The sequence below is a fragment of the Mesorhizobium sp. C277A genome (assembly GCF_040324395.1).
Taxonomy (GTDB): domain Bacteria; phylum Pseudomonadota; class Alphaproteobacteria; order Rhizobiales; family Rhizobiaceae; genus Mesorhizobium.
The window spans coordinates 2,422,796-2,441,894 of record NZ_JAMYVW010000002.1 but is presented as its reverse complement, the minus strand read 5'-3'; the positions used below and the strand labels follow the sequence as shown (position 1 = coordinate 2,441,894).

Below are 19,099 nucleotides of genomic sequence, written 5' to 3'. Positions count from 1 at the left end.
AGTATGGACGCCAGAGTCATTTCCAAGGCCAAGCTGCCTAGCCGCCATGTGACCGTCGGTCCGGCGCGTGCGCCGCACCGTTCGTATCTCTATGCCATGGGCCTGTCTGCGGCCGAGATCGCGCAGCCGCTGGTCGGCGTTGCCTCCTGCTGGAACGAGGCGGCGCCTTGCAACATCTCGCTGATGCGCCAGGCGCAAGTGGTCAAGAAAGGTGTGGCGGCCGCAAACGGCACGCCGCGCGAATTCTGCACCATCACCGTCACCGACGGCATCGCCATGGGGCACCAGGGCATGAAGTCGTCGCTGGTGTCGCGCGATGTCATTGCCGATTCGGTCGAACTCACCATGCGCGGCCATTGCTACGATGCGCTGGTCGGCCTTGCCGGCTGCGACAAGTCGCTGCCCGGCATGATGATGGCCATGGTGCGGCTCAACGTGCCGTCGATCTTCATCTATGGCGGCTCGATCCTGCCGGGCTCCTATCGCGGCCGCCAGATCACTGTGCAGGACGTGTTCGAAGCAGTCGGCCAGCATTCGGTCGGGACGGTCAGCGATGCCGAACTGCTCGAGATCGAGCAGGCGGCGTGTCCGTCCGCCGGCTCCTGCGGGGCCCAGTTCACAGCCAACACCATGGCCACCGTCGCCGAGGCGATCGGCCTGGCGCTGCCGTACTCCTGCGGCGCGCCGGCGCCTTACGAGATGCGCGACCGCTTCAATTTCGCCTCCGGCGAAAAGATCATGGAGCTGATCGCCAAGAACATCCGGCCGCGCGACGTCGTCACGCTGAAGGCGCTGGAGAATGCGGCGACCGTGGTTTCGGCCACCGGCGGCTCGACCAATGCGGCTTTGCACCTGCCGGCGATCGCGCATGAGGCAGGCATCAAGTTCGACCTGTTCGACGTTGCCGCGATTTTCGAGAAGACGCCCTACATCGCCGACCTCAAGCCGGGCGGCAAATATGTCGCCAAGGACATGTTCGAGGCCGGCGGCATTCCGCTGTTGATGAAGACGCTGCTCGACCACGGCTATCTCCATGGCGACTGCATGACCGTGACTGGCCGTACTTTGGCCGAAAACATGGAGCATGTTGCCTGGAATGATAGCCAGGATGTGGTCCGTCCCGCCAACCGACCAATCACCCAAACCGGCGGTGTCGTGGGCTTGAAGGGCAACCTTGCCCCCGAAGGCGCGATCGTGAAGGTCGCGGGCATGACGGAGCTGAAATTCTCAGGTCCGGCACGCTGTTTCGATTCGGAAGAGGAATGTTTCGAGGCGGTCACGCACCGCAACTACCGGGAAGGCGAGGTTCTCGTCATCCGTTACGAAGGTCCGCGCGGCGGCCCGGGCATGCGCGAGATGCTGTCGACGACGGCGGCGCTCTACGGCCAGGGCATGGGCGGCAAGGTCGCCCTCATCACCGACGGTCGTTTTTCGGGCGCGACGCGCGGTTTCTGCATCGGCCATGTCGGGCCCGAAGCTGCCGTGGGCGGCCCGATCGGGCTCTTGAAAGACGGCGATGTGATTTCGATCGATGCAACCAAAGGCACGATCGAGGTCGATTTGTCCGAGGCCGAACTGGCAACGCGGGCGAAGGCCTGGAAGGCGCGCACGACCGACTATCAGTCGGGCGCGATCTGGAAATACGCACAGACGGTAGGGCCTGCCCGCGACGGCGCGGTCACCCATCCGGGCGGTGCCAAAGAAACACATTGCTATGCGGATATCTGAGTTGTTGAGGTCGTCTGTCCTTCCGGCACTGGTCGCTGTTGCGATCTTTGGCGCCGTGGGCCAGGCCATGGCCTTCGACGACAAGGTGTTCGACGACAAGACCGGCGTGAAGCCGCAATCGAGCCCATGGGCCGTGTTCCAGTTCGGCTTCTCCGCTTACAAGAGCGGCCACAAGGAACAGGCGGTCGAGGCCTATAAATACGCCGCCGAGAACGGCCAGATCGGCGCCACCTGGAAGCTCGCGCGCATGTACGCCGAAGGCGACGGCGTGACGCGCGACGACTATGCGGCCTTCAAATTCTTCTCCGAGATCGTCGATCAGGATGTCGAGCCGGGATCGCCGGAGGAAAGCTATGTCTCCGACGCGCTGGTGGCGCTGGGCGACTATCTCCGGACAGGTATCCCCGGCAGCCCGGTCGAGGAAAACGAGGTCGCGGCGCAGGAATATTACATGCGCGCGGCCGCCAATTACCGCAACCCGAACGCCCAGTTCGAGATGGGCCAGATGTTTTTGAAGGGCGAGGGCGGCGTCAAGGCCAGCGTCAAGCAGGCCGGCCGCTGGTTCCAACTCGCTGCCGAAAAGGGCCATGCCGGCGCCCAGGCGACGCTCGGCAATCTTCTGTTCCAGAGCGGCAAGATCGTGCGCGGTCTGGCCATGATGACCGCCGCGCTCGAACGCGCCTCGCCGAGCGACCAGCCGTGGATCCGCGGCATGCAGGAAGAGGCATTTGCCGCCGCCGGCGAAGCCGACCGTCGCACTGCCATTTCGCTTGCCGACGACATCCTGACCAAGGGCGGCGGCGACCAGTGAAATTGCCAATCTCCCCCCTTGAGGGGGAGATGCCCGGCAGGACAGAGGGGGGCGCTGTCCCGCTGGCATTTCAGTTGACTAAAGTTTGCCCGGGTTGGACTGAGAGGGTGAGCTTGTTTGACCGAAAGGTCGCGTTTCTTCGCGCCCCCCTCTGGCTTGCCGGCCATCTCCCCCTCAAGGGGGGAGATTAGCTCACATCCATCAGTTCTCGGTGAGTTCCGCCGGCGCCGCTCTGTGTACCGGCATCGAGATCGGCGTGACGTGCAGATGCGGCTTCATCGTGCTGTCGGGGCAGCTGTCGCCGATCTTGGTCCATGAGGTGTTGTTGAGCACCAGGTCGCAGCGGGCCATATGGCTCTTGTCTGAAACCGTCAGGCAGGTGACCTGGCCGACCTGGTAGGACTTGCCATTGGCCAGGCACTGCTGGTCGGCAAGTGCCGCTGCAGGGGAGGCCATGGCAAATGCCAGGCCGATCGGGCAAAAGAGGAATCGTAGTGCCATGGAACCCCAGCCGCCATGCTGATCTCTGACTGAATGGCGCGATTGTGGCGATATCAGGGTTTCGGCTGATATCAGGCCGGCAGCAGCGCCAGATCGATCGCCACCGGCACATGATCGGAAGGCTTTTCCCAGGCGCGCACATGCTTTTCGATCGAGGCCGAGGAAAAGCGGTTGGCCGCTTCGGGCGACAACAGCAGATGGTCGATGCGGATGCCGTTGTTCTTCTGCCAGGCGCCGGCCTGGTAGTCCCAGAAGGTGTAGACGTCGGCCGCATCGGTGACGGCGCGCACCGCCTCGGTAAAGCCGAGATTCTTCAGTCGCCGGAAGGCTTGCCGGGTCTGCGGCTGGAACAGCGCATCGCCAAGCCAGTTCTCGGGGAAGCGCGCATCGATCGGCTCGGGGATGACATTGTAGTCGCCGGCCAGCACCAGCGCCTCCTCCAGAAGCAGCCGCTGCTCGGCCCAGCGATGCAGCCGCTCCATCCAGGCCAGCTTGTAGGGAAATTTCTTCTCGTCATCGATGGGATTGCCGTTGGGCAGATAGAGCGAGGCGACGCGCAGCGCGCCCTGGTCGGTCGAGAACACGCCCTCGATGAAGCGCGCCTGCTCGTCGGTGTCATCACCGGGCAGGCCCCTGATAACCTCGTCGAAGGGAAGCTTCGACAGCAGGGCGACGCCGTTAAAGCCCTTCTGGCCATGGGTTTCCACGTTGTAGCCAAGCGCCTCGATCTCGGCGCGCGGGAACTGCTCGTCGACCGACTTGATCTCCTGCAGGCAGACGATGTCGGGCTGGCTTTCGCTCAGCCAGTGGGTGAGGTTGCCGATGCGGGCGCGAATGCCGTTTATGTTCCAGGTGACGATTTTCATGGGCGGCCTCAGGGATGTTCGGGCGAAAGACGTTCGACAAGCCCGATCGTATTGCCTGCCGGGTCCTTTAGAAAGGCCATCCACTCGCTTTCCCCTGCCGTTCCGAACGTGCCTTCGGTGTCGTTGTGGACGAGCGCCGGCGGTGCGGTGAAGGGAACGCCGGACGCTTTCGCCTCGGCGTGGAAGGCTTCGAGCCCGGCTATATCGAGATAGACGGTGCCGGCCGGAACGCCATCGGTGAACAGCAACCTGATATCACCGGCCATGATGAAGGCGATGCCCGGCGGATCGTAGCGGGCATGAACGCTGAGGCCGAGCACATCGTGCCAGAAGGCTAGCGTGACGTCGAGGTCGCGCCCGGCCGACAGTGCGACCTGACGGACCGCGCCGACGCCGGACATCTGCCTAGATGGAGAAACTGGTGCCGCAGCCGCAGGAGGCGACTGCATTGGGGTTGCGGATCTGGAACGACTGGCCCATCAGATCGTCGACGAAGTCGATCACCGAGCCGCCCATATAGACCAGCGACAAATCGTCGATCAGCACGGTGGCGCCGTCCTTTTCGATGGCGACGTCATCGTCATTGCGCGTATCGACCAGGTCGAACTTGTAGGAAAAGCCGGAGCAGCCGCCGCCCTCTACGGAGACGCGCAACGCCGTCTTGCCGGCCTCGCCAGAGACGATTTTCGCGATCCGCCTGGCGGCGGACTCGGTCATCTCGACTTTCATGGCAGTCTTGGCATCAGCGCCCATGGGCGTCACCTTGCTTTCGGTTTCACATGATAGGTATGAAGCGGGAAGGGGCAAGTCAACTGCGGCGGCATCAGCCATGACAAATGAGCTTGGCGACATTGGGTTCGGCTATCGGCCGCGCGCGGCCTATGCCAGCGACCCAGCCAGGTCGCGCGGGCGGCTCTATGACGAGGTCGAGAGCCCGACTCGCACGCCATTCCAGCGCGACCGCGACCGTATCATTCATTCGACTGCCTTCCGCCGCCTGAAGCACAAGACGCAGGTGTTCGTCGCCCATGAAGGCGACCACTATCGCACCCGGCTGACGCATTCGATCGAGGTGGCGCAGATTGCGCGGGCTCTGGCGCGAGCGTTGCGCGGCGACGAGGATCTGGCCGAGGCGGTCGCCTTGGTGCACGATTTCGGTCACACGCCGTTCGGCCATACCGGCGAGGACGCGCTGAACGAGCGGATGGCCCAATGGGGCGGCTTCGACCACAATGCGCAGTCGCTGCGCGTGGTGACGCGGCTGGAGCGGCGTTATGCCGAGTTCGACGGGCTGAACCTGACCTGGGAAACGCTGGAAGGCCTGGTGAAGCACAATGGCCCGCTGACCGACGCCAAGGGAAAAGGGCTCAAAGGCCCGGTGCCGCAGGCGATCCGCGACTATTCCGAGTTGCACAACCTCGAACTCGACCATTTCGCCGGCATCGAGGCGCAATGTGCTGCGATCGCCGACGATATCGCCTACAACACCCATGACATCGACGACGGCCTGCGCTCCGGCTTCCTGACCTTGGACATGCTGGAAACGGTGGCGCTGCCGGGATCGATCCTGGCAAGCGTGCGCGCGCGCTATCCGGGCCTGGACGATGTGCGCACCGGCCATGAGCTGATGCGCCGGCAGATCACGATGATGGTCGAGGACGTCATTGTTTCCACCACCGCCAATCTGGAGCGCATCAAGCCTGACAGCGCCGAAGCGGTGCGGGCGGCGGGCGAGACGATGGTGACCTTTTCCGCAGACATGGCGGCGACCGAGAAGGATTTGAAGACCTTTCTTTACAAGCATCTCTACCGGCATGACGAGGTGATGCGCGTTCGCACTGAGGCCGAGCAGATCGTGCGCGACCTGTTCGATGTCTATTTCGCCGATCCGCGCGCCATGCCGGACGGCTGGCGGGAGGGGCTCGACCGGGCGGAGGACCGCATCAAGGCGCGCAGCGTCGCCGATTTCCTGGCGGGGATGACGGATACCTACGCCTTGAAGGAACACCGCCGTCTGTTTGACCATACGCCCGATTTAAGCTAGGGCGGGCGCGATTTGCCGGCCAATGAGCCGGTTCCCCTGCACAGTCCGCCAGAGCAAGACCCATGAACATCTTCGCCGATTTCAGCGCGCGAATCACAAAAGCCGTCGAAGCGCTTGATTTGAAAGACAGTAATGGCGTTTCGCCCGACCTGTCGCGCATCGCCGTCGAGCCGCCGCGCGACGCCAGCCATGGCGATCTCGCCACCAATGCGGCGATGGTACTGGCCAAGCCGACAGGGCACAACCCGCGGGCGCTGGCCGAGCGGCTGGTGGAAGTGCTGCGCAGCGACGCCGATGTTGCCGAAGCCGACGTCGCCGGTCCCGGCTTCGTCAATCTCCGGCTCAAGGACGCTTTCTGGCAGGCACATCTGACCGCGGTGCTCGGCGAGGGGCAAAACTACGGCCGCTCGACCATTGGTGGCGGCAAGAAGACCAATGTCGAATATGTCTCGGCCAATCCGACCGGGCCGATGCATGTCGGCCATTGCCGGGGCGCGGTTGTCGGCGACACGCTCGCCAATCTGATGGCCTTCGCCGGCTATGACGTCACCAAGGAATACATCATCAACGACGCCGGCGCGCAGATCGACGTGCTCGGGCGTTCGGCCTTCCTGCGCTACCGCGAAGCGCTGGGCGACGACATTGGCGAGATACCGGCCGGCCTCTATCCCGGCGATTACCTTGTGCCGGTCGGTCAGGCGCTGGCTGCCGAATTTGGCCGCAAGCTCTTGCAGATGCCCGACGATGAGTCGCTGGCAATCGTCAAGGACCGCACGATCGACGCCATGATGGTGATGATCCGCGAGGATCTGGCGTTGCTCAATGTGCATCACGACGTTTTCTTCTCCGAGCGCACGCTGCATGCCGACAATGCCAAAAAAATCCGCTCGGCGATCAACGATCTGACGCTGAAAGGCCATATCTACAAGGGCAAGCTACCGCCGCCCAAGGGCGAGAAGCCGGACGACTGGGAAGACCGCGAGCAGACGCTGTTTCGCTCGACGGCGGTCGGCGACGACATGGACCGGGCGCTGGTCAAGTCCGACGGCTCGTTCACCTATTTCGCCGCCGACGTCGCCTATCTCAAGGACAAGGTCGACCGCGGTTTCGTCGGCCTGATCTATGTGCTGGGCGCCGACCATGGCGGCTACGTCAAGCGGCTGGAAGCGCTGGCGCGGGCGATTGCAGGCGATGATCTGAAGCTGCAACTCACGGTGCTGCTGTGCAATCTGGTGAAGCTGTTTCGCGATGGCGAACCGGTTCGGATGTCGAAGCGGTCGGGCGACTTCGTGACCTTGCGCGAAGCGGTGGAGGAGGTGGGCCGCGATGCGATCCGCTTCATGATGCTCTACCGCAAGAGCGACGCGCCGCTCGACTTCGATTTCGCCAAGGTCACCGAACAGTCCAAGGACAATCCCGTGTTCTACGTGCAGTACGCTTCGGCGCGCTGTCATTCGGTGTTCCGGCAGGCGAGCGAGCAACTGGGCGAGGCCAATTTCGACCGCAACAGCCTGGCCGCGGCCTCGGCGTCGCTCACCGATGAGGGCGAGATCGGCCTGATCCGGAAGCTGGCTGAATATCCCCGGCTGGTCGAATCTGCGGCCCTTGCGCTGGAGCCGCACCGGCTGGCATTCTACCTCTACGATCTGGCTTCCAGCTTCCATGGACACTGGAATCGGGGCACCGAGAATGCCGACTTACGTTTTGTTAAGGTTAACGACCGACAATTGACTCATGCCAGACTAGGGCTGGTGCAGGCTGTTTCGGATGTTTTGACCTCCGGCCTGACGCTGATTGGGGCTGATGCGCCCACTGAGATGCGTTAGGTTTAACCAAAACACCTGTCACCATTTGCCCACATTGCGCTGGTAAGGGCCAACCCTACGCGACGTCCATGGCGTCCGAATGAGTGCGAGTTCGGGAACAATAATGGCAGACAGAACCCAGCTGAGAGTAGCCGACAACAACGACATCGCCGAAGATGATCCGTTCGCTGAACTGACCAGGATCATGGGTTTCGATCCGCGCCAGCCGGTCAAGCCGCAGGCGCCAGCCGTCGAGACGGCTGCGGACGAGGGCGATTTCGACATCGACCTCGAGAAGGAGTTGATGGGCGAATTCGGCGATGAAGTCGGTTCCATGGAGGCCAGCCAGCCAGCTCCCGAGGTTCACCAGCCTGCCGCTGAACCCTACGAACCTGCTGCCGAGATTCGCGAGCCGGCTTTCGAAACCACCGATGCCGCGATGGACGATGCGCTGGCTGCTTCGCTGGAATATGATTTCGTCTTCGACGATGCCGCCGATCTGGATTTCGGCGCTGCCCCGCAGGCTGCGGCTGCTCCCGTTGAACCCTCGTTTGCCGAACCTTCGTTTGCCGAGCCCGCATTCGACGAAGCTGCATTCGACGATGATTTCGACAATGCCGTCGCCAGCTCGCTGGAAAACGTGTCGCCGCTCGAAGACGACCTGCCGATGGATGACGACCTTGCCGCTTCGCTCGAGCAGGGGTTGCTGCTCGATGACGGCGCGACCGTCGCCCATGCCGCAGATGTCGCGCAGGTTGCTGCTGCGCCCGTCGCCGTCTCGATGTCGCTGGAAGACGAGCTGACGCTGGACGGTCCTGCGCCGGCGCAGGACCAGTATGCCGCGCCAGTAGCCGAGGCGCCGATCCATACCTTCGACGCCGTCGGCGCCGCCGACCACACTGTTGCCGACGAGGATTTTGCGGGTCATTTCGATGACGCGATGGCCGATGTCGACATGGACTTTGCAGCTCAGGATTTTGCAGCCCAGGATTTTGCAGCCGAGCATTTCGAGCCTCAGGCTTTCGAGGCTCAGCCTGTTGAGGCCGAGGATCCGGAAGAGCGCGATCTGGATGTCAGCGATCTGCAGGCCAGCGCGCCGGTTGAGATGGATGCGCCGGAAGTGGACGAGACGCCGGCCTGGACCGTGGAGGCCAGCCCCTCTCATGAGACTGCGCACGAAGCATTCGACGATTTCGATCTGAGCATCGATGATGCGCTTGCCGATCACGAGCCGGTGGCCGAGACCGCACCCGCTCCGGTTCAGCTAGCTCCGGTCGCACCAGCCTATGTGGCGCCTACCAATATGGCGACCCCGGCCGCTCCGGTCGCTGACGAACGGACGTTGGAAGATGAACTCAACGCGCTGCTTGGCGCCATGACCACACCACGCCCGGCGCCAGTCGCCCCGATTCCGGTGGTCACCGAGCCCACCAGGGCTGCCGCCATCGAGCCCACCAGGACTTATGAGCCGGTTGCCCCGGTGCAGCAGTCCGTCGCGACGCCGGTCGCTCCGGTCGATAATCTCGACTGGGACCTAGACGAACACGCGCCTGCTCCTCAGGAGGCCCAGGCGGACGATGCCGATTTCGACGATCTGCTTGCCGGCGAACTTGAAGGCCATGTGCCCGAGATCGAGTTCGATGATCACGCCTTCGACGCGGCGCTGGCCAAGGGCATCGATCTCGGTCATGACGATACGGCAGCACCGGTCGCTGGCGATTGGCGCTCGACGCCGCCGGAGCCGGCGCGTTCGTGGAGCCGCGTGACTCCCACCCCGGCCCAGCCTTCCTTTGCAGCGCAGCCGCAACCTTCTTTTGCAGAAAAGCCGTCCATGCCGCCGGCGGCAGCGCCAAGCTATCGCGACCAGCCGGTTGCAGCTGCTGCCTATGTCGCGCCGACGCCATCGCGCCAGGCGCCGCCTCAGGCCTATGACGAGATGCCGGATGTCGAGACGGTCGATGTGCCGGAGCGTGTCGTGGCGATTGCCGACGATCTCGACATTCCAGAACTCAGCTTCGAGCAAGACGAGCCGGCCGCCTATGACGACATCGACGCCGAATTCGCCGGCATGCTCAACGAGATGAACGCGGTGGAAGTGGCATCGCCCACTGCCGCACGCAGTGCCGGCTATGATGACGATTCCTACAGTTCCGGCTTCAGCTCGGGCCACGAGCTCGACCAGCGCGCCTATGCAGCGCGGCCAGCCGAAGTGCTTGCAGCCACGCAAGCTCACCACGCCGATGCCGCCGGCGGCTTTGACATGGACGATCTGCCCGGCAGTCAGCCGGTTTCGCAGGCCGACGATTTCGCGGTCGATGAACTCGACTACGATCCGGATCTGGACGAGGCGATGGCGGTGCCGGGCCTCGCCGAGCAGGAAGCCGCACGGCCGCGCAGGAGCGGCCTGCTGGTCGCGGGGGTCGTTGCTGCGGTGGCGATTGCCGGCGGTCTTGGCGCCTTCGCCTTGTCGTACGGCGGCAAGGGCGGCAGCGATGCGCCCGTCATTGTCAAAGCCGACAACAGGCCGATCAAGGTCAAGCCCGAAAATCCGGGCGGCGCCGTGGTGCCGAACCAGGACAACAAGGTTTATGATGCGGTCGCCAAAGGCACCAAGCCGGCCGAGCCGGTTCAGGAGAAGCTGGTCACCAACACCGAAGAGCCGGTCGATGTGAAGGCGCAGGAGCCTGAAAGCCGCGTCGTCGATCTGTCGCCCGACGATACCGGCGCTGCCCCAGGCCCCGACGCTGCCGGCAACCCCGAAGCTGCCGGCAACCCCGACGCGGCTGTCGCGCCGGCGCCAAAGTCCGAGGACCGCATCGCGCAGGTGCTGCAGGAAGCCGACAAGAACCCCGATACGGTCGCCGTTGCCCCGCGCAAGGTGCGGACCATGGTGGTCAAGCCCGACGGCTCGTTGGTGGCCCGCGAGGACTCGACGCCGGCCGCGCCACAGGTTGCGGCGACTGAGCCGCTTGACCCGGCGCCGCAGCACGTCGCCCCTTCGGCCGATGCCGAGCAGACCGGCACCGTGGCGCCTGCCGATCAGGCAAATAGCGACCAGGCAAGTGCCGAGACCGCCAAGCCGGTCAAGCCGGTAAAGCCGGCGGTCACGCCGAAGGCTGAGACCCAGTCCGCCAACACGCCGCAGACGGTTGCCGTAGCGCCGCAGCGCCCGTCCGACCAGCCGGTCGACGTGGTCGGCGAGGTCAAGCCCGACCAGGTTGCCTCCATCCCGGCGACGGCTTCGACATCGGGCGGTTCGTGGTCGATGCAGATCGCTTCGCAGCCGACGGTCGAAAGCGCCCAGGCCAACTACGCCGACCTGCAGCGCCGCTATGGAAATGTGCTCGCCGGTCGCACCGCCAACATCGTCAAGGCGGAGATCGCCGGCAAGGGCACCTTCTACCGTGTCCGGGTGCCTGCGCAATCGCGCAACGATGCGATCAATCTGTGCACCAGCTACAAGGCTGCCGGCGGCAACTGCTTCGTGTCTCGATAAGGCCGGATCCAATTATCAGAGCCGGTGCGTTCCCAAGGGTCGCGCCGGCTTTTTCATGTGGATGGGCGAGAGGTTGAGGCGCTTGCCGTCCGGGGAGATTCCCTTTGCCGGCGCGAAGCCCTAAACTGGTGGAATGACCGAATCAAAATCCATGATCCTCGGCTGTGCCGGGAAATCGCTGACCCGCGAGGAAATCCGTTTCTATCGCAATGAATGCCCGTGGGGCTTCATCCTGTTTGCGCGCAACATCGGCGAAACCGAGCAGATCCGCGATCTGGTCGCCGAAATGCGCGACTGTATCGGGCGCCCCGATGCGCTGGTGTTCATCGACCAGGAAGGTGGCCGGGTGCAGCGCCTGCGGCCGCCGCTGGCGCCGAACTATCCCGCCGGCGGCGCGCTCGGTGCATTGTGGCGCAAGGACCATGATGCCGGCACCCGCGCTGCCTGGCTGATGGCGCGGCTGCACGCCTTCGACCTGTTACGCTACGGTATCTCTGCCGATTGCCTGCCGGTGCTGGACGTGCCGATCGAGGGCGCCAGCGACGTCATCGGCGCGCGCGCCTATGGCAAGGAGCCGCGCCCGGTCATCGAACTCGGCCGCGCGGCGGCGGAAGGGCTGATGTCGGGCGGCGTGCTGCCGGTCATGAAGCACATTCCGGGTCACGGGCGCGCCTTTGCCGACACGCATTTCGAACTGCCTGTGGTCGATGCCTCGCTGAGCGACCTGCAGCGGCATGATTTCGCCCCTTTCCGCGAGCTTAGCCATCTGCCGATGGCGATGACGGCGCATGTCGTCTATAGCGCCATCGATCCGAACAACCCGGCGACCACGTCAGGTAAGGTCATCGACGAGATCATCCGCCGCGAGATCGGCTTCGACGGGCTGTTGATGAGCGACGACACCTCGATGAAGGCACTTTCTGGGGATTTCCCGACAAAGGCGGCCTCGATCCTTGCGGCGGGCTGCGATCTGGTCCTTCACTGCAATGGCGTTTTCGAGGAGATGGCGGGCATCGCATCGCGAACCACGGGACTTGAAGGGACATCGCTGGAGCGCGCCAAGCGGGCGCTGACCTATATAAGGGATCGCGACCGGGCCGACGAAACCGAGATACGCGCCGAGTTTGCCACCTATTTCGATGCGGTGGCCTAGAGACGGATGATTTCAGGTCTGTTCGACCTGAAATCTGAATCCGTCTCTAAATTAGATAGAGAGAGCATGATGTCGTCCGAAAACCGCTTCACACTTTTCGGCATCATGCTCTAACCAGAGGTAAAGGAACAAGTGGCGGAGACATTGGACAGCAAGGCTGCGAAGGCCGCACCGATGGACCGTCTGTGGGCCGAGAACGACGATTCACGGGTCACCGGCGACCCGTCGCTTGTCGTCGACGTCGCCGGGTTCGAAGGTCCGCTCGACCTCTTGCTGCATCTCGCCCGCAACCAAAAGGTCGATCTGTCGCGGATTTCCATCTTGGCGCTGGTCGAGCAGTATCTGACCTTCGTCGAGACGGCGAGGGCGCTAAGGCTTGAGCTTGCCGCCGACTACCTGGTGATGGCGGCGTGGCTGGCCTTCCTCAAGTCGAAGCTCCTCATCCCCAAGCAGCCCGGCGAGGAAGGCGAAAGCGGCGAGGAACTGGCCGCCGTGCTGCAGTTCCGGCTGAAGCGTCTGGAGGCCATGCGCGACGCCTCGGCAAGGCTGGTCAACCGCAACCGGCTCGGCCGCGACGTGTTTGCACGCGGCATGCCTGAAATGGTCATCGTCGAGAAGCGTAACGCCTATTCGGCCTCGCTCTACGATTTGCTCACCGCCTATGCGCAGCAGCGCCAGAAACAGGCGATCACCAATGTGACAATTGCCCGGCGTGGCGTGTGGTCGCTCAAGGATGCGCGCGATATCCTGACCCGGCTGATCGGCTCGCTGCGCGACTGGACGGCGCTGGACAGCTATCTGATCAATTACCTGACCAGCCCGGACGAACGGCGTACCGCGATTGCCAGCTCGTTTGCGGCGTCGCTGGAACTGGTGCGCGAAGGCAGCATCGAGATGCGGCAGGACCAGGTGTTCGCGCCGCTCTATCTGCGCGGCCGCGCGCAGCCAATTAAGTCAGTCGAGGTAGCATCATGAGCGAACGCGCCAACGCTTCGGTCATTCCGTTCATGGTTGAAGAAGAGACCGAGGAGGGCATTATCGCCCAGGACCCGACTGATACCCTGCTTCTGAATCCTGGCGAACGGCTGCACATGGCCGAAGCCATACGCATGGCCGAGGCGATCGTGTTCGCCAGCGCCGAGCCGGTCAGCGAAAAGCAGCTCGCAGCCAGATTGCCCGACGGCATCAGCATTGCCGCTGCCATGGCTGAGCTGCAGCAGATCTATGCGCGGCGCGGCGTCAATCTGGTCCGGGTCGGCGATGCCTGGGCTTTCCGTACCGCCGGCGATCTCGCCTTCCTGATGAGCCGCGATACGGTGCAGCAGCGCAAGCTGTCGCGCGCGGCGCTCGAAGTGCTGGCGATCATCGCCTACCACCAGCCGGTGACGCGCGCCGAGATCGAGGACATCAGAGGCGTCGAGACCTCGAAGGGCACGCTGGATACGCTGCTCGAAACGGAATGGGTGCGCATGCGCGGCCGCCGCCGCACGCCCGGCCGTCCCGTCACCTACGGCACGACAGACACTTTCCTCGACCATTTCGCACTGGAGGAGATCCGCGATCTTCCCGGGATGGACGAACTGAAGGGGGCAGGGCTGCTCTCCGGCCGCATGCCGTCGAATTTCGCCATCCCGTTGCCGCCGGCCGATCCGGACGCGCTGACCGAGGACGAGGATGCGTTGACCGACATCGATCTCGAGGAACTCGGCCTGCTGACGCCGCGCGTCACGGAAGATTGACCGCAAGCCGCTGTCAAAAAGCTGCATTGCTGCGGTAGATGCGCCGATTGGTAGCGGGCAGCTTTGCCGAAAATGCGTGACATAAACCGCGCCTTCATAAACTTTGTCGCTGTTGTGTTTGAATCCCAACGCGAAAACGCATAGATCATCGCCAGGGAAAACATTCGAGAGAGAGTTACAATGGGTTCATTTTCGATTTGGCACTGGATGATCGTGCTGGTGATCGTGCTGCTGGTGTTCGGCCGCGGCAAGATACCCGAGCTGATGGGCGACATGGCCAAGGGCATCAAAAGCTTCAAGAAGGGCATGGCCGACGACGATACCGCCGAAGACAAGCGCACCGTCGAGCACCGCCCGGACGAGACCGTTTCGGCAGTGAAGGAAAAGGCCAGCAAGAGCTGAGCCGAAGGTTGTTGCTTTTGTGCAAGTCGTTGTCCCAAAACCGCTTCGCACTTTTGGGCGACAAGCACTAGTCGGAACTGATTGCCATGTTTGAAGTCGGCTGGACCGAAATGCTGGTGATCGCGATCGTCATGATCGTGGTCGTCGGACCCAAGGATTTGCCCAATATGCTGCGCACCTTCGGCCGCACGACGGCGAAGCTGCGTGCCATGGCCTCCGACTTCCAGAAGCAGTTCAACGAGGCGTTGAAGGAAGCCGAGCTCGACGACGTCAAGAAGTCTGTCGATACGCTGCGCGGCCTCAATCCGGCGGCCGAAATCCGCAAGCAGCTCAATCCGTTCGAACAGGCGGCAGCCGAGGTTCGCTCCGGCGTCGATGCGGTGATGAAGCCGAAGCCCGCCGTCGACCCCTCAACGCCCGCGGCAGAAACACCACAGCCGGCCGAGCCGCTCAAGAACGGCGCGACGGTGATGCCGGGTGTCAACGGACCGGAAACAGCGCCGGCGGCGCCGATCCTTCCGGCGATGACCGATCAGGCGGTGGTGACACCGGCTGCAGCAACAGCAGCGCCACGAAACGCGCGCGCCAAGGGGGCTGCGATATCAAAGGCCCCGGCAACCAAAACAGCGGCAGCCAAGGCAGCACCGGCAAAGCCGGCGCCTGCGGCGAAGGTTGCGGCCAAGCAGTCAGCGGCGCCCGCCAAGGCTGCACCTGGAAAAGCCGCCACCAAGCACGCTGCTGCACCGAAGGCAGTCGCAAAGGCTGAGCCGAAGCCTGCGCCGGCCACGAAGCCCGCGTCCAAGAAGACGGCGGGGGCCGCCAAGTGAGCATTACGGACAGCGAAAAGGACGAGATCGAGAAGTCGTCGGCTCCGCTGATGGAGCATCTGATCGAACTGCGCCGGCGGCTGATCTGGTCGATCGGCGGTTTCTTCGTCGCCTTCCTCGTCTGCTTCTTCTTTGCCAAGAAGCTGTTCAATCTTTTGGTCGTTCCGTTCAAGTGGGCCACGCAGTGGGCCGGGCTCGATCCGCACAAGGTCGAGCTGATCTATACGGCGCCGCAGGAATTCTTCTTCACCCAGGTCAAGCTCGCCATGTTCGGCGGCATGGTCATCGCCTTTCCGCTGATCGCCACGCAGATCTACAAATTCATCGCGCCAGGCCTCTACAAGAACGAACGCAACGCCTTCCTGCCGTTCCTTATCGCATCGCCGATCCTGTTCCTGATGGGAGCGTCGCTGGTCTATTTCTTCTTCACGCCGATGGTGATGTGGTTCTTCCTCGCCATGCAGCAGGCCGGCACCGACGACCAGGTGCAGATTTCGCTGCTGCCGAAAGTGTCGGAATATCTCAGCCTGATCATGACGCTGATCTTCTCCTTCGGCCTGGTGTTCCAGCTGCCGGTGGTGACCAGCCTGATGACGCGCGTCGGCATGCTGTCGTCGAAGGCGCTGGCCGAGAAGCGCAAATGGGCGATCGTCATCGCCTTCGTCGTCGCGGCGGTGCTGACGCCGCCTGATCCGATGAGCCAGATCGGTTTGGCCATCCCGACCATCCTGCTCTACGAGGTGTCGATCTGGGCGGCCCGGCTGATCGAGCGCGATCAGGTCAAGCAGAAGCTGGCGCGCGAGAAGCAGGAAGCCGCCGAAGCCGTGGCCGAAAAGGCGGCGGACGCGTCCTCAAAGCAGGCTCGTTCATAGGCTGTCGCGTTCGGGTATCCGCGTTAGCGGAAAAACGCGACAGCCGCCATCTTGCATCGATGAAGGATGCGGTTTACGCCCTCAGGCCTTAGCTCGAGGACGACCAACCATGCTTGATATCAAATGGATTCGCGACAACCCGAAGGCCCTTGTCGAGGCGCTGGCCAAGCGCTCGTGGTCGGCTGACGAGGCGCAGTCCACGGTCGATGAGCTGATCAAGAAGGACGAAGCGCGGCGCGAGCACGTCACCGAGCTGCAGACCAAGCAGGAACGCCGCAACGCCGCCTCGAAGGAGATCGGCAACGCCATGCGTTCGGGCGACACGGCACTTGCCGAAAAGCTCAAGGCCGAAGTCGGCGATATCAAGACCTTCATCCAGAATGGCGAGGCGCGCGAGCGCGAGCTCGACAAGACGCTGAACGATGCGCTGGCGGTGCTGCCGAATGTGCCGCTCGACGACGTGCCGGTCGGCAAGGACGAGCACGACAATGTCGTCAAGCATATCGTCGGCGAGGTGCCGACCCGGCCGAACTGGGTGAAGGAGCATTTCGAGATCGGCGAAGCGCTCGGCATGATGGATTTCGAGCGGGCGGCAAAGCTGTCGGGATCACGCTTCACCGTGCTGAAGAGCGGGCTGGCGCGGATGGAGCGCGCCATCGGCCAGTTCATGCTCGATCTGCACACGACCGAGCATGGCTATGAAGAAGTCATCCCGCCACTGATGGTGCGCGACGAAGTGCTTTTCGGGACCAACCAGCTGCCGAAATTCGAGGACGACCTGTTCTTCGTGCAGCATGGCGATGGCCGGCTCGGGTTGATTCCAACCGCCGAGGTCCCGCTCACCAACCTGGTGCGCGAAGAAATCACGGCCCATGAAAAGCTGCCGCTGCGCTATACGGCGCTGACGCCGTGCTTCCGCTCGGAAGCGGGCTCCGCCGGCCGCGACACGCGCGGCATGTTGCGCCAGCACCAGTTCTACAAGGTCGAGCTGGTCTCGGTCACCGACCAGGAGTCTTCGCTCGCCGAGCACGAGCGGATGACGCAGTGCGCGGAAGAGGTGCTGAAGCGACTGGAGCTGCCGTTCCGCACCATGGTCCTGTGCACGGGCGACATGGGGTTTGGCGCGCGCAAGACCTACGACATCGAGGTCTGGCTGCCCGGCCAGAACGCCTATCGCGAAATCTCGTCCTGCTCGGTCTGCGGCGACTTCCAGGCCAGGCGCATGGATGCCCGCTACAAGGACCGGGATGGCAAGGGCAACCGCTTTGTGCACACGCTGAACGGTTCGGGCACCGCTGTCGGCCGTGCGCTGATTGCCGTCATCGAAAACTACCAGAATGAGGATGGCAGCGTAACCATTCCTGAAGTGCTGCGGCCTTATATGGGCGGTCTGGCGAAGATCGAATCGAAGTAATGCGCATCCTTCTGACCAATGATGACGGCATCCATGCCGAGGGCCTGGCGTCGCTCGAACGCATCGCCCGCACGCTGTCGGACGATGTCTGGGTCGTGGCGCCGGAGCAGGACCAGTCCGGCTACGCGCACTCGCTGTCGATCTCGGAGCCGCTCCGGCTGCGCAAGATCGGCGAGAAACACTACGCCGTGCGCGGCACGCCGACCGACTGCGTCATCATGGGCGTCAAGAAGATCCTGCCTGGCGCGCCGGACCTGATCCTGTCCGGTGTCAATTCCGGCGCCAACATCGCCGACGACGTCACCTATTCCGGCACCGTCGCCGGCGCCATGGAAGGCGCGCTGCTCGGCATCCGCTCGATCGCACTCAGCCAGGGTTATTCCTATGTCGGCGAGGACCGCGTCGTTCCCTATGAGACCACCGAGGTGCTGGCGCCGGCGCTGCTGAAAAAGCTCGTCGCCATGCCGCTGCCGGACGGCGTGCTGCTCAACGTCAACTTTCCCAACTGCCTGCCTGACGAGGTCGCCGGCACCGTCGTGACGTCGCAAGGCAAGCTGGTGCACAGCCTGTGGGTCGACGAGCGCCGCGACGGGCGCGGCCTGCCTTATTACTGGCTGCGCTTCGGCCGCGAGCCGGTCGAGGGCAAGCAAGGCACCGATCTCCATGCTCTGCGCAACCGGCTCGTGTCGGTGACGCCGCTGCAGCTCGACCTGACCGCGCATGAAATCCGTGACCAACTGACCAAGGCGCTGTCTGAATAAGGTGTTCGCATGAAGAAGGTTCTGGCATGAACTTGCCGCTCGACGATCGCGAGGGTTTTGCCGCTTTCCTGCTGCGCCTGCGCGGCCAAGGCGCGGTGCCGAAGGCGCTGATCGCAGCCTTCGAGGCGACGCCGCGGCGCGGCTTCCTCAACGGCCAGTTCCATTCGATCGCCTGGTCGGACGGGATGCTGCCGATCGAGTGCGGCGAGGCGATCGAGGGCGCCGACCTGCAGGCGGCGGTGATTGCGGCCCTGGCAATAGAGCCCGGCAATCGGGTGCTCGAGATCGGCACCGGCTCGGGCTACACGGCAGCGGTGATGTCGCGGCTCGCGGCTCGCATCGTCAGCGTCGACCGCTACAAGACGCTGGCCGAGCAGGCCAGGCAACGCTTCGAGGCGCTCGGCATCGGCAATGTCATCGTGCGCCAGGCCGATGGTTCCACCGGCCTTGCCAACGAAGCGCCGTTCGACCGCATCGTAGCCTGGGCGGCTTTCGACAGCCTGCCGCGCTTCCTGCTCGACCAATTGTCGAGCGGCGGCATCGTCATTGCCCCGATCGGGCCGGAGGAGGGCGAGCAGGTGCTGGCCAAGCTGACCAAGGTCGGCAGCCGCTTCGAGCGCGAGGATATCGGCACCGTGCGCCTGCAGCCGATCCTGCGCAGCGTCGCGGCGGTTATTTAG

18 protein-coding genes are annotated in these 19,099 nt (G+C 63.6%); 14 read left to right on the top strand and 4 right to left on the bottom strand.

The annotated features are described in order from the left end of the window. Positions 1–3 precede the first annotated feature (3 nt). Entirely contained in the window at positions 4–1,728 is a 1,725-nt protein-coding gene (ilvD, locus tag NKK52_RS12245; RefSeq protein ID WP_023681661.1) for a dihydroxy-acid dehydratase, read from the top strand. Further along, positions 1,715–2,539 carry a tetratricopeptide repeat protein gene (locus NKK52_RS12240; protein ID WP_023667701.1) on the top strand — a complete coding sequence of 275 codons (825 nt, stop codon included), beginning with the start codon at positions 1,715–1,717 and terminating at the stop codon, positions 2,537–2,539. The genes ilvD and NKK52_RS12240 overlap by 14 nt, the downstream gene beginning before the upstream one ends. Before the next feature lie 201 nt (positions 2,540–2,740). Here the strand turns inward: NKK52_RS12240 and NKK52_RS12235 are convergent, their stop codons facing one another. From NKK52_RS12235 to erpA, 4 genes are all read right to left on the bottom strand, one after another. Then, positions 2,741–3,040: a hypothetical protein gene (locus NKK52_RS12235; protein WP_031203699.1), complete on the bottom strand. Its 300-nt coding sequence runs from the start codon at positions 3,038–3,040 to the stop codon at positions 2,741–2,743. A gap of 71 nt (positions 3,041–3,111) precedes the next feature. Next, positions 3,112–3,906 (bottom strand): exodeoxyribonuclease III, encoded by a 795-nt coding sequence (gene xth / locus NKK52_RS12230; protein WP_023681659.1) that lies wholly within the window; start codon positions 3,904–3,906, stop codon positions 3,112–3,114. Positions 3,907–3,914: 8 nt separating this feature from the next. Further along, a complete protein-coding gene (locus tag NKK52_RS12225; protein ID WP_023681658.1) occupies positions 3,915–4,307 on the bottom strand; it encodes a VOC family protein in 393 nt (130 codons plus the stop codon). Positions 4,308–4,311: 4 nt separating this feature from the next. Beyond that, entirely contained in the window at positions 4,312–4,659 is a 348-nt protein-coding gene (gene erpA / locus NKK52_RS12220; protein ID WP_027050337.1) for an iron-sulfur cluster insertion protein ErpA, read from the bottom strand. Between the two features lie 76 nt (positions 4,660–4,735). Between erpA and NKK52_RS12215 the strand changes: the two genes are divergently transcribed. The 12 genes from NKK52_RS12215 to NKK52_RS12160 all read left to right on the top strand — a co-directional run bounded on the left by NKK52_RS12215 (position 4,736) and on the right by NKK52_RS12160 (position 19,099). Then, positions 4,736–5,950 (top strand): deoxyguanosinetriphosphate triphosphohydrolase, encoded by a 1,215-nt coding sequence (locus tag NKK52_RS12215; RefSeq protein ID WP_023681656.1) that lies wholly within the window; start codon positions 4,736–4,738, stop codon positions 5,948–5,950. A gap of 62 nt (positions 5,951–6,012) precedes the next feature. Then, positions 6,013–7,776 carry an arginine--tRNA ligase gene (gene argS, locus NKK52_RS12210; RefSeq protein WP_023681655.1) on the top strand — a complete coding sequence of 588 codons (1,764 nt, stop codon included), beginning with the start codon at positions 6,013–6,015 and terminating at the stop codon, positions 7,774–7,776. A 103-nt stretch (positions 7,777–7,879) separates the two neighbouring features. After that, positions 7,880–11,251, top strand: a complete 3,372-nt coding sequence (locus tag NKK52_RS12205; RefSeq protein WP_023716243.1) for an SPOR domain-containing protein — start codon at positions 7,880–7,882, stop codon at positions 11,249–11,251. A 133-nt stretch (positions 11,252–11,384) separates the two neighbouring features. Beyond that, the gene (gene nagZ / locus NKK52_RS12200) at positions 11,385–12,404 is read left to right on the top strand and encodes a beta-N-acetylhexosaminidase (RefSeq protein ID WP_023681654.1); all 1,020 of its coding nucleotides are present in this window, start codon (positions 11,385–11,387) and stop codon (positions 12,402–12,404) included. 174 nt (positions 12,405–12,578) lie between these two features. Continuing rightward, positions 12,579–13,379: a segregation and condensation protein A gene (locus NKK52_RS12195; RefSeq protein ID WP_023681652.1), complete on the top strand. Its 801-nt coding sequence runs from the start codon at positions 12,579–12,581 to the stop codon at positions 13,377–13,379. Further along, complete coding sequence (scpB, locus tag NKK52_RS12190) at positions 13,376–14,143, top strand: SMC-Scp complex subunit ScpB (protein ID WP_023681651.1); 768 nt, start codon at positions 13,376–13,378, stop codon at positions 14,141–14,143. The genes NKK52_RS12195 and scpB overlap by 4 nt, the downstream gene beginning before the upstream one ends. A gap of 180 nt (positions 14,144–14,323) precedes the next feature. Then, positions 14,324–14,545, top strand: a complete 222-nt coding sequence (locus tag NKK52_RS12185) for a twin-arginine translocase TatA/TatE family subunit (protein WP_023681650.1) — start codon at positions 14,324–14,326, stop codon at positions 14,543–14,545. An 86-nt stretch (positions 14,546–14,631) separates the two neighbouring features. Next, positions 14,632–15,372, top strand: coding sequence for a Sec-independent protein translocase protein TatB (tatB, locus tag NKK52_RS12180; RefSeq protein WP_023681649.1), 741 nt, complete (start codon positions 14,632–14,634; stop codon positions 15,370–15,372). Then, the gene (gene tatC / locus NKK52_RS12175) at positions 15,369–16,244 is read left to right on the top strand and encodes a twin-arginine translocase subunit TatC (RefSeq protein WP_023667686.1); all 876 of its coding nucleotides are present in this window, start codon (positions 15,369–15,371) and stop codon (positions 16,242–16,244) included. Before tatB ends, tatC begins: the two co-directional genes overlap by 4 nt. Before the next feature lie 109 nt (positions 16,245–16,353). Next, the gene (serS, locus tag NKK52_RS12170; protein WP_023667685.1) at positions 16,354–17,658 is read left to right on the top strand and encodes a serine--tRNA ligase; all 1,305 of its coding nucleotides are present in this window, start codon (positions 16,354–16,356) and stop codon (positions 17,656–17,658) included. Beyond that, complete coding sequence (surE, locus tag NKK52_RS12165; RefSeq protein ID WP_023681648.1) at positions 17,658–18,419, top strand: 5'/3'-nucleotidase SurE; 762 nt, start codon at positions 17,658–17,660, stop codon at positions 18,417–18,419. Before serS ends, surE begins: the two co-directional genes overlap by 1 nt. A 26-nt stretch (positions 18,420–18,445) precedes the next feature. Further along, on the top strand, positions 18,446–19,099 hold the full coding sequence (locus NKK52_RS12160) for a protein-L-isoaspartate(D-aspartate) O-methyltransferase (protein ID WP_023681647.1): 654 nt from the start codon (positions 18,446–18,448) through the stop codon (positions 19,097–19,099).